Annotated in this window: 9 protein-coding genes; 6 read left to right on the top strand and 3 right to left on the bottom strand. The window is 72.5% G+C overall.

From position 1 onward, the window contains the following. Positions 1 to 125 precede the first annotated feature (125 nt). Positions 126 to 338, bottom strand: a complete 213-nt coding sequence (locus ACGFIS_RS27680) for a dodecin (protein WP_392904760.1) — start codon at positions 336 to 338, stop codon at positions 126 to 128. 69 nt (positions 339 to 407) lie between these two features. Between ACGFIS_RS27680 and ACGFIS_RS27675 the strand changes: the two genes are divergently transcribed. The 5 genes from ACGFIS_RS27675 (at position 408) to ACGFIS_RS27655 (ending at position 6,109) form a co-directional block, all read left to right on the top strand. Next, positions 408 to 737, top strand: a complete 330-nt coding sequence (locus tag ACGFIS_RS27675) for a DUF3099 domain-containing protein (protein WP_392973071.1) — start codon at positions 408 to 410, stop codon at positions 735 to 737. A gap of 641 nt (positions 738 to 1,378) precedes the next feature. Then, positions 1,379 to 3,406, top strand: coding sequence for a substrate-binding domain-containing protein (locus ACGFIS_RS27670; RefSeq protein WP_392973069.1), 2,028 nt, complete (start codon positions 1,379 to 1,381; stop codon positions 3,404 to 3,406). A 120-nt stretch (positions 3,407 to 3,526) separates the two neighbouring features. Beyond that, positions 3,527 to 4,678, top strand: a complete 1,152-nt coding sequence (locus tag ACGFIS_RS27665; protein WP_392904766.1) for an acyl-CoA dehydrogenase family protein — start codon at positions 3,527 to 3,529, stop codon at positions 4,676 to 4,678. A gap of 14 nt (positions 4,679 to 4,692) precedes the next feature. Next, positions 4,693 to 5,448, top strand: coding sequence for a 3-oxoacyl-ACP reductase FabG (fabG, locus tag ACGFIS_RS27660; protein WP_392904768.1), 756 nt, complete (start codon positions 4,693 to 4,695; stop codon positions 5,446 to 5,448). A 43-nt stretch (positions 5,449 to 5,491) separates the two neighbouring features. Further along, positions 5,492 to 6,109, top strand: a complete 618-nt coding sequence (locus tag ACGFIS_RS27655) for a TetR/AcrR family transcriptional regulator (RefSeq protein WP_392904771.1) — start codon at positions 5,492 to 5,494, stop codon at positions 6,107 to 6,109. Positions 6,110 to 6,130: 21 nt separating this feature from the next. On the opposite strand, the gene ACGFIS_RS27650 is transcribed toward ACGFIS_RS27655, so the two are convergent. Then, positions 6,131 to 6,919, bottom strand: a complete 789-nt coding sequence (locus ACGFIS_RS27650; RefSeq protein ID WP_392904773.1) for a helical backbone metal receptor — start codon at positions 6,917 to 6,919, stop codon at positions 6,131 to 6,133. A gap of 8 nt (positions 6,920 to 6,927) precedes the next feature. Then, a complete protein-coding gene (icmF, locus tag ACGFIS_RS27645; protein ID WP_392973113.1) occupies positions 6,928 to 10,146 on the bottom strand; it encodes a fused isobutyryl-CoA mutase/GTPase IcmF in 3,219 nt (1,072 codons plus the stop codon). A 104-nt stretch (positions 10,147 to 10,250) separates the two neighbouring features. On the opposite strand from icmF, the gene ACGFIS_RS27640 reads away from it, so the two are divergent. Beyond that, positions 10,251 to 10,745, top strand: a complete 495-nt coding sequence (locus ACGFIS_RS27640) for a MarR family transcriptional regulator (RefSeq protein WP_392904778.1) — start codon at positions 10,251 to 10,253, stop codon at positions 10,743 to 10,745. Positions 10,746 to 10,815: the final 70 nt, after the last annotated feature.

Raw genomic sequence — 10,815 nt, 5'->3', positions numbered from 1 at the left:
CAAACACCCCCCCGGCCCCCCCCCCGCCCCCTATGGGCGGGCCCCCCCCCCCGGGCGGGGGGGGCGGGGCGGCCCCCCCCCCCCCGGGGGGCCCCCCCCCCCCGGGGGGGGCGCCCCCCCCCCGCTCAGGTGTCCTCCAGGCGGAAGCCGACCTTCATGGTGACCTGGATGTGGGCGACCTCGCCGTCCTCGATCTGCCCGCGGACCTCGGTCACCTCGAACCAGTCCAGGTGGCGCAGGGTCTGCGAGGCGCGCCGGACGCCGTTTCGGATCGCGCTCTCGACCGACTCCGGCGAGGTTCCCACGATCTCCGTCACGCGGTACGTGCGATCGGTCATCTCATTCCCTCCGATGTCTTGACCCGGACTGGTATCGCAAGCCGGACTCCATGGGCTTACCGTGGAATGGTGAAGGTCAATCACCATCGGGAACCCGAGGTCTACACGGTCACCGACGCGCCCCGTCCCATGTCCGAGGACATCGGGTACCGGCAGCGGCGGTACCTGGTGTCGATGGGCGTCCGCACGGTGTGCTTCGTCGGCGCGATACTGGCCGCGGTGGGCGGCGCGCCGGCGTGGGCGGTTCTCGTTCTGGTGGCCGGGGCGCTGCTCCTGCCCTACATCGCGGTGATCTTCGCCAACGGCGGGCGGGAGCCGACGGCCTCGGCGGCCTTCGAGGACCCCGAGGCAGGGGAACAGAAGCCGGGTTCCGGACAGCGACCGGAAATCGGGTCGTGACATTCTCTTGACTAACCGCGGGGGGTTTCGGTGTACGATTTGTACCGGCGCTCTGGTCCCCCGTCGGAGCGCCCGTGCCGGTGTTCCGGGCCCCCGTCGGAACACCGATGATGCGGCGCCGGGTGGATTGCCCCCGTATCCACCCGGCGCCGCTTTTCATATCCGAGGTCCTGCCATGGGACTCCCCCTGGCCAGCGATGACCTTCCCGTGACCCGCGCCTGAGGGCCCGTCCCGGTCACAAGCACATTCTGGCGAAAAGGCAAGCACTGGCCGTGGCCTGGTCCGGCCACGACCCGAAACTCCGCCGAACCGAACTTTTCGCCCGCGAATCCGTGTGCAGCACGGCGTTTCCGGCCGGGCACCGTCCGTCAGAACGACCTGGACGCAGACCGATCCGATCCGGGGCGCGCTGCGTACCTCTGAACGGCGATGGCATCATCCCCGCGCGGCGGGCCCCCCGCGCCGCCCGCCGTGGATTCCGTCCGGTCCCGACCCGTCGACCCACTTGACGGAAGGCGTCGATGAGACGAACATCACAGCTGGCCCCGCCTGAGACACATCGTACATGTGTCTCATCGGGCGGCCGTCACCATGCGGTGCGCCATGCCCGGCGCCGCCGCCCGGGAAACGGAGATCGGCGATGAGCGGACACGACGACGTGCCCGAGTGGGCACCCCGGACCCCGCCGGACAGCGGAGATCCCGGCGCCCCCTACACCTTCCTGGGCGCCTCCTATCCGGGCGGCGTGCCCACCGGCCCGGCGGACGGTGCCGCGGGCCGGACGCCGCCCGGCGGAACCGCGGGCGGCCCGGCCGCGGACCGGCCGTTCGACGCCTTCGAGCGGCCCGGCCGCGCGTCCCGTCCCCCCGGACCCGCGCACGCCGCCGCCAAGCCGGGCCGCAGGAGGCCCCGCGTGCCGAGGACGTTCGGCGGCATCCTGCTCGGACCGCTCGCCGGCGCGGTCGGGCTGGTCCTGGTAACGGGCATCGGCGCGTACGCGCTCACCGGAACGGGCGACGACTGCGCGGGCGGCGGCGCGCTCACGATCAGCGTGGCGGCCGCGCCGGACGTCGCCCCGGCGGTCATCCGGGCCGCGAAACGCTTCAATGACGCCCGCAGGCAGGTCGCCGGCAGGTGCGCCATCGCGCGGGTGCGGTCCGCCGACCCGGCCGCCGTCGCGACGCTCCTGTCGGGCAAGGGGGTCGCGGGCGTCACCGAGAGGCCGGACGTCTGGATCCCCGACTCGTCCCTGTGGACCAAGCTCGTCGAGGAGTCCGGCCGGGCAGGGGCGGCGGCGGACTTCACCCACCTCGGCGGGATGGCGTCGAGCCCGATCGTGCTGGCGATGCCCCGCGGGCTCGCGGTGCAGCTGCGCAACCTCGGGGCGCCCGCGCAGCCGTCCTGGAAGGAGCTGCTGGCGGCGGCCGGGACGGCGGAGAACGCCGAGCAGGGGCCCGCGACCGCGCCCGCCGAAGGCGTGATCCCCCCGCGCCTGTTCCGGCTGCAGGTCCCCGACCCCGACCGCACCGCCACCGGCATGGGCACGCTGATGCTGGCCGGCGCGCTGCTGGCGGACGACCCGCAGGGTCAGGCGGTGTTCACCGGCGTGGTGCGGACGTTCCGGGAGGGCATCGCGGCGTCGGTCAAGGCGCAGTTCGCCGCGTTCGGCCAGAAGCCGGGCGAGCGCTACCCCGTGGCGCTGACGCCCGAGCAGGCGGTGTTCGCCTTCAACGCGAAACGTCCGCCCGAGATCGCCGTCGCCGTGTACCCGGCCGAGGGCACCGTCTTCCTCGACCACCCCGTCACCGTCCTGTCCGAGGAGCCGGTGAAGGTGAGCGCGGCCCGGCTGCTGCGCGAGGAGCTGGCGGGCGGCGCCACCCGCGAGGACGTGCGCAGGCTGGGCTTCCGGACGCCCGACGGCACCGCGCCCGCGGCGTTCTCGGCGAAGACCGGGCTGAGCGAGCGCCCGCCGAAGGCGCTGCCGCCGGCGCCCGCGGCGGAGGTCAAGCGCACCATGCAGCAGTGGGCGCAGCTCTCGCTGAGCATCCGGATGCTGAGCATCATCGACATCTCCGGGTCCATGGACCGCAAGATCGCGCCCGGCGCCACGCGGCTGCAGTCCACGATCCGCACGGCGCAGAACGGGTTGTCGCTGCTGCCGGACGACAGCGAGCTCGGCCATTGGGTGTTCTCCACCGAGCTGGAGGGCGAGCGGGACTGGCGGGAGCTGGTCGGCGTGGGGCCGCTGGACGAGCGGCTCGGCTCGGCCACCCGCCGCCAGCTCGTGCTGAGCGCGTTCGCGCAGACCAGGGTGAAGGAGGACGGCGGCACGGGGCTGTACGAGACCGCCATCGCCGCGTTCGATCACATGAAGCGGACCTACAAGCCGGAGTACGTGAACTCGATCCTGCTGTGGACGGACGGGAAGAACGAGGACAAGGAGGGTCCCTCGCTGCCGGAGACCCTGGACCACATCCGCCGCGCGTACGACCCGGAGCGCCCCGTCCAGATCAACATGTTCGGTCTGGGCGAAGGCGTGGACGTCGGCGAGCTCCGGCAGATCGCCCGGCTGACGGGCGGCGACGCGTACGTGGCCGAGACGCCGGGACAGGTCCAGGCCCTCTTCCTCAAGGCGCTGTCCCAGCGGGTCTGCGAGCCCGACTGCTGAGCGTCCGCCGCTCCGGGATCCGCCGCGCCGACGGACGCGACACCTGACTCGTATTTGATTCTAGAACCCGATTCGAGTTAGGTTAGCGTTCTGTTAACAGCGCAGCGAAAGGGGCACAGCGTGCGCCGCACCGTGTTCAACGAGGACCATGAGGCGTTCCGGGAGACCATCCGGGCGTTCATCGAGGCGGAGGTCGCGCCCGTCTACGGCGAGTGGGAGGACGCCGGCCATCCGCCCCGCGACTTCTACAACAAGCTCGGCGAACTCGGCGTGTTCGGCATCCAGGTGCCCGAGGAGTACGGCGGCGCGGGCGAGACCAGCTTCAAGTACCAGGCGGTGGTCTCCGAGGAGTGCGCCCGCGCCGGAGTGAGCTTCGGCGGCTACGGCGTGCACGTCAACCTCGTCCTGCCCTACGTGCTGAAGTACGGGTCGGAGGAGCAGAAGAAGCGCTGGCTGCCGCCGTTCGTGTCCGGCGACATGATGACGGCCATCGCGATGACCGAGCCCGGCACCGGCTCCGACCTCGCCGGCATGCAGACCACCGCCAGGCGCGACGGCGACCACTACGTCCTCAACGGCGCCAAGACGTTCATCACCGGCGGCGTCCTCGCCGACCGGGTCCTCGTCGTCGCGCGGACGTCCCCGGCCACGCCGGAGAACCGCCGGGCGGGCCTGTCGATCCTGGCGGTGGACACCAAGAGCGAGGGCTACGCGGTCGGCCGCAAGCTGGAGAAGATCGGGCTGCGCAGCTCCGACACCGCCGAGCTGTCGTTCACCGACGTCCGCGTCCCCGCCGAGGACCTGCTCGGCGAGGAGGGCCGCGGGTTCGAGTACCTGACGCACAACCTGGCCGAGGAGCGCCTCGGCATCGCGACCAGCTCCTACGCGTCCGCCGCCGCCGCCGTGGAGTTCGCCCGCAGGTACGTCCAGGACCGCACCGTCTTCGGCAAGACCGTGTCGTCGTTCCAGAACACCAAGTTCGTCCTCGCCGAGTGCGCCACCGAGGTCGAGGCGGCCCGCTCGCTCGTCGACCGCTGCATCGAGGCCCTCGACGCCGGGGAGCTCACCCCCGCCGACGCCGCCGTGTGCAAGCTGTTCTGCACCGAGGTCCAGGCCCGCGTCGTCGACAAGTGCCTGCAGCTGCACGGCGGCTACGGCTACATCCTCGAATACCCGATCGCGCGGCTGTACACCGACGCCCGGGTCACCCGCATCTACGGCGGCACCAGCGAGGTGCTCAAGACCATCATCGCCAAGGACCTCCAGGTCTGAGAGGGGCAGTCGACATGACCGACACCAGGGTCGCCATCGTCACCGGCGCGGCGCGGGGCATCGGCGCCGCCACCGCCGTCCGGCTCGCCCGGGAGGGGTTCGCCGTCGCGGTCTGCGACCTCGACGAGGCCGCCTGCGCCGGGACCGTGGCGCAGATCGAGAAGGACGGCGGGAAGGCCCTCGCCGTCGGCGTGGACGTCGCCGACTCCGCGCAGGTCACCGCCGCCGTCGCCCGCGTCGCGGCCGAGCTCGGCCCGCCCGTCGTGCTCATCAACAACGCCGGCGTCACCCGCGACAACCTGCTGTTCAAGATGACCGACGACGACTGGGACACCGTCATGTCGGTGCACCTGCGCGGCTCGTTCCTGATGAGCCGCGCCGCGCAGGAGCACATGACGAAGGCCGGCTGGGGCCGGATCGTCAACCTGTCGTCGGTGTCGGCGCTCGGCAACCGCGGGCAGGTGAACTACTCGGCCGCCAAGGCGGGGCTGCAGGGCTTCACCAAGACCCTCGCGATCGAGCTGGGCAGGTTCGGCGTGACCGCCAACGCGATCGCGCCGGGGTTCATCGCGACGGAGATGACGGCCGCGACCGCCGCCCGCGTCGGCGTCGGGTTCGAGGACTTCAAGGCCGCCGCCGCCAAGGAGATCCCCGTCCGGCGCGTCGGCGTCCCCGAGGACATCGCCGGGACGGTGGCGTTCCTCGTGAGCGACGACGCCTCGTTCGTGTCCGGCCAGGTGATCTACGTGGCCGGCGGCCCACGGGCATGAACCGGGGGGCGTGGGGGGTCGTCCCCCCACAAAGGCGCCGCACGTGACCGCGCGGACGGCCCGCAGGGACGGCCCGGCGCGGGACCGGGAGGCGACCGAGGAGTCGCTGCGCGCGGCGGCGATCACGCTGCTGCGGCGCGGCGGCGTCCTCGCCGGGCTGAACCTGCGGCAGGTCGCCGACGAGGCGGGCGTCAACCGCGGGCTGGTCTACCAGTACTTCGGGTCGCGCCGGGCGCTGCTGCGGTCGGCGCTGTTCCACCGGTCCCGGCCGAACGCCGAGGACGCGGTGGACGCGGCCGGGCTGCCACTGCGCAAGCGGCTGGCACGGCTGTTCTGGACGAGCCTGCGCAACCCCGAGCCGGTCGTCCTGGCGTCGCTGCTGGTGCTGGACGGCGACGACCGGCCCCGGGTGCTGCTCAACCGGGGCGCGAGCCGGGAGGACCTCGCCGCGGAGGCCGCGCGCGGCGAGCTGCCCGTCGACGACGTCGAGGCCGTGCAGGCGGCGATCGCGTCCACGATCTACGGGTACACGCTGCTGCGCGAGCACCTGGCGCGCGAGATCGGCCTTCCGGCGGAGGAACTGGACGGGCGCATGGCCGCCTGCGTGGAGGCGATGTTCACGCGCGGCCCCGCCCACGGCGGGGAGCGGGCCGGCCGGTAGGTCCGCTCGGCCGGCGGGCGCTCAGCGGGTCCGGGGGCCGGGGTGGCGCGATGCGGCGGCGAGCTGCCGTGACAGCGCGGCGGGGGCGACGGCGAGCGACGGGCCGTACCAGGTGAGATGGCGGCCGTCGACGAGCGCGGCGTCGATGCCGGGGAACGCCTCGGGGCCGTCGTCCGCGGTGAACCGGTAGGGCTCGTCCGGCAGCACGACCAGGTCGGCGCCTGCGGCGTTCAGCTCCTCCAGCGCGATCTTCGGGTAGCGCTCGGGGTGGCCCGCGTAGACGTTGGACACCCCGAGCCGCGACAGGACGTCGCCGGTGAAGGTGTCGCGGCCGACGACCATCCACGGCCGCCGCCAGACCGGGACGACGGCCGAGCGGGGCTCGCCGGGCGTGACGTCCGCCCAGACGCGGGACGCCTCGTCCAGCCAGCCCGGCACGGGGACGCGGCACGCCTCGGCGAGCATGCGGCGCAGCGACGCCAGGGCCTCGTCCACGGTGCGGATCTCCGTCATCCACACCGCGAACCCGGCGGCGCGCATCGCCTCGACGTCGGCGGGGCGGTTCTCCTCGGTGTTGCCGAGCACGACGTCGGGCCGCAGCTCCGCGATCCGCTCCAGGCCGGGGTTCTTGGTGCCCCCGACGCGCGGGACGTCCAGGCCGGCGGGGTGGGTGCACCAGTCGGTGGCGCCCGCCAGCAGGCCCGGCGCGGTGACGGCGACGGTCTCGGTCAGGGACGGGACGATCGACACGACGCGGCGCACCCGGTCCGGGACGGGGACCGGGGCGCCGGTGTCGTCGAAAGCGCTCATACGGGGGCTCAGACGTTGCGGCGGTACTGGCCGCCGACCTCGAAGAACGCGTCGGTGATCTGCTGGAGGCTGCACACGCGGGCCGCGTCCATCAGCACCGCGAACACGTTCTCGCCCGACCGCGCCGCGTCCTGGAGGGCGGCGAGGGCCGCGCGGGCGTCGTCGCGGTGCGCGTCCTGGTAGCCGTGGACCCGGTCGAGCTGGGACCGCTTCTCGTCCTCGGTGGCGCGGGCCAGTTCGATCGTGTCCGGTGTCCCGTCCCCGGCGTCGGGGCCGCGGAACGTGTTGACGCCCACGATCGGCAGGGATCCGTCGTGCTTGCGCTGCTCGTACAGCATCGACTCGTCCTGGATGCGGCCCCGCTGGTAGCCGGTCTCCATCGCGCCGAGCACGCCGCCGCGCTCGCTGATGCGGTCGAACTCCGTCAGCACCGCCTCCTCGACCAGGTCGGTCAGCTCGTCGATGATGAACGACCCCTGCAGCGGGTTCTCGTTCATCGCCAGGCCCCACTCGCGGTTGATGATGAGCTGGATCGCCAGCGCCCGCCGCACCGACTCAGCCGTCGGCGTGGTGACGGCCTCGTCGTAGGCGTTGGTGTGCAGGCTGTTGCAGTTGTCGTAGATGGCGATGAGGGCCTGCAGCGTCGTCCGGATGTCGTTGAAGTCCATCTCCTGCGCGTGCAGGGAGCGCCCGGACGTCTGCACGTGGTACTTGAGCTTCTGGCTGCGCTCGTTGGCGCCGTACCGGTCGCGCATGGCCACGGCCCAGATGCGGCGGGCCACACGTCCGAGGACGCTGTACTCGGGGTCCATGCCGTTGGAGAAGAAGAACGACAGGTTGGGCGCGAAGTCGTCGATGTCCATGCCGCGGGCCAGGTACGACTCGACGTAGGTGAACCCGTTGGCGAGGGTGAACGCGAGCTGGCTGATGGGGTTCGCCCCGGCCTCGGCGATGTGGTAGCCGGAGATGGACACCGAGTAGAAGTTGCGGACCTTGTTGGCGATGAACCACTCCTGGATGTCGCCCATCATCCGCAGCGAGAACTCGGTGGAGAAGATGCAGGTGTTCTGCCCCTGGTCCTCCTTGAGGATGTCGGCCTGCACGGTGCCGCGCACGGTGGACAGCACACGCGCGCGGATCGCCGCGGCCTCGTCCTCGGACGGTGCGCGCCCGTTCTCGTCGTAGAAGGCGTCCAGCCCCTGGTCGATGGCGGTGTTGAGGAAGAACGCCAGGATCGTGGGCGCGGGGCCGTTGATGGTCATCGACACCGACGTCGTGGGCGAGGCCAGGTCGAAACCGTCGTACAGCGCCTTCATGTCGTCCAGCGTGGCGATCGACACGCCGGACGTGCCGACCTTGCCGTAGACGTCGGGACGCTCGTCCGGGTCGCGCCCGTACAGGGTGACCGAGTCGAACGCGGTCGACAGGCGGGTCGCGGGCTGGCCCTCCGACAGCAGCTTGAAGCGGCGGTTGGTCCGGAACGGGTCGCCCTCCCCCGCGAACATGCGGGCGGGGTCCTCGTTGTCGCGCTTGAACGGGAACACCCCGGCGGTGAACGGGAACCGCCCGGGCAGGTTCTCGTTGCGGAGGAACCTCAGCAGCTCACCGTGGTCGGTGTAGCGCGGCAGCGCGACCCGCGGGATGCGGCTGCCCGACAGGGATTCACGGGTCAGCGCGGTGTGCAGTTCCCTGTCGCGGATCCGGACGACCTGCTCGTCGCCCGAGTACGACTCCACGACCGCCGGCCAGCCCTCGATCAGCCCGGCGTTGTCCGGGGCCACGTCGCGGCGCGCCTTCTCCAGCAGCCCCTCGACCTCGGCGGCGTCCGTCAGCTCGGCGCGCACCTCGTCCAGCCGCTGGACGCGCCGGACGGCCTCGATCTGCTCGACGGTGTCGGCGTGGTAGCCGCGCACGGTCTCGGCGATGCCGGACAGGTACCGCACCCGGCCGGGCGGGATGATCGTCGCGGCGCCGGTGGAGGTCTTGGTCGTGATCTCGGGCAGGGCACCGTCCGCCAGTTCCAGCCCGTGCTCGCCGAGGAGCCCGCCGATGTGCCGATAGAGCGCGGTGACGCCGTCGTCGTCGAACGTGGCCGCGCTGGTGCCGAACACGGGCATGTCCTCGGGCCGCTGCCCGAACGCCTCCCGGTTGCGGACCAGCTGCCGCGACACGTCCCGCAGCGCGTCGGCCGCGCCGCGCCGCTCGAACTTGTTGATCGCCACGACGTCCGCGAAGTCGAGCATGTCGATCTTCTCCAGCTGGGTGGCGGCGCCGAACTCGGGCGTCATCACGTACAGCGAGACGTCGACCAGCGGCACGATCGCGGCGTCGCCCTGCCCGATGCCGGGCGTCTCCAGGATGACCAGGTCGTATCCGGCGGCCTTGCAGGCGCCGACGATGTCCTCGATGCCGTCGGGCAGTTCCCGCGCGCCGCGGGTCGCCAGGGAGCGGAAGAAGACGCGGTCGCCGTCCAGGGCGTTCATCCTGATGCGGTCGCCGAGCAGGGCGCCGCCGCCGCGCCGCCGCGTCGGGTCGACGGCCAGCACCGCGACGCGCAGCCCGTCCCGCTGGTCGACGCGCAGCCGCCGCACCAGCTCGTCGGTGAGCGACGACTTCCCGGAACCGCCCGTCCCGGTGATGCCCAGGACGGGGACGCGCCGCCGTCCCGCCGCCTCGGCGAGGGCGGCCCGCGCGTCCTCGGGCAGCCGCCCGGCCTGCAGGCAGGTGATGGTCCGGGCGAGGGCGCGCCGCTCCCCCGCGACCACGGCCGCGGCCGGGACGGGGTCGGCGGCCAGGTCGACGTCGCAGTCGCGGACCAGCTCGTTGATCATCCCGGGGAGGCCGAGCCGCTGCCCGTCCTCGGGGGAGAAGATCCGCACGCCGGCGCCCGACAGCCGCGCGATCTCCTCGTGGACGATCACGCCGCCGCCCCCGCCGAACACCCGCACGTGCTCGGCGCCGGCCTCCTTGAGGCTGCGCGACAGGTACTCGAAGTACTCGACGTGGCCGCCCTGGTACGAGCTGATCGCCACGCCCTGCGCATCCTCCTCCAGGACGGCGTCGACGACCGCGCGGACCGAGCGGTCGTGCCCGAGGTGCACCACCTCGGCGCCCTGGGACTGCAGGATGCGCCGCATGATGTTGATGGCCGCGTCGTGGCCGTCGAACAGCGCGGCCGCCGTCACGAACCGCACCGGGTGCACCGGCACGTGCAGATCCCCCGTCACCGTCTCCACCTCAAACCTTGGACATCCAATATTTGGAAGTTAAAATAGTTTCCGTGCGCGACCCGGTCAAGACCACACCGCCCTCGACGACATACGGTGGTCCGGTGCCCGAGACCCCCGACCCGATCGCCGAGGCCCACCGCCAGTGGAGCATCCGCTGGCCCGAGCACGCCGACCACATGGCGGCCGTCACCTCGGTGATGCGGGCCCAGCAGATCCTGCTCAGCCGGATCGAGGCCGTACTCAAACCGTACGCGCTGACGTTCGCCGCCTACGAGGCGCTGCGCCTGCTCGCCTTCACCCGTACCGGGACGCTCCCCATGGGCAAGATGGGCACCCGCCTCATGGTCCACCCCGCGTCGGTCACCAACGTGATCGGCCGGCTGGAGCAGCGCGGCCTCGTCGGCCGCGGTCCCTCCCCCGACGACCGCCGCGTCGTCCTGGCCGCCATCACCCCGGCCGGGCGCGACCTGGCCGAGGAGGCCACCCGGGCCCTCAACGAGTCGGGCTTCGGCATCGCCGACCTGCCCGCCGCCGAGGCCGCGGGGATCACCGCCGCCCTGCGCGCGGTCCGCGTCTCCGCCGGCGAGGTCGACTGACGTCCTGGCCCGTTCCCCGAGGACGGGCGTGCCCGCGGTGAGGGCCGGTGGTGAGGCTCAGTGGTCGCGG

Source organism: Spirillospora sp. NPDC048824 (genome assembly GCF_043198455.1).
Taxonomy (GTDB): domain Bacteria; phylum Actinomycetota; class Actinomycetes; order Streptosporangiales; family Streptosporangiaceae; genus Spirillospora.
The sequence above is the reverse complement of the archived record's forward strand: the minus strand, read 5'-3'. Positions and strand labels throughout refer to the sequence as shown.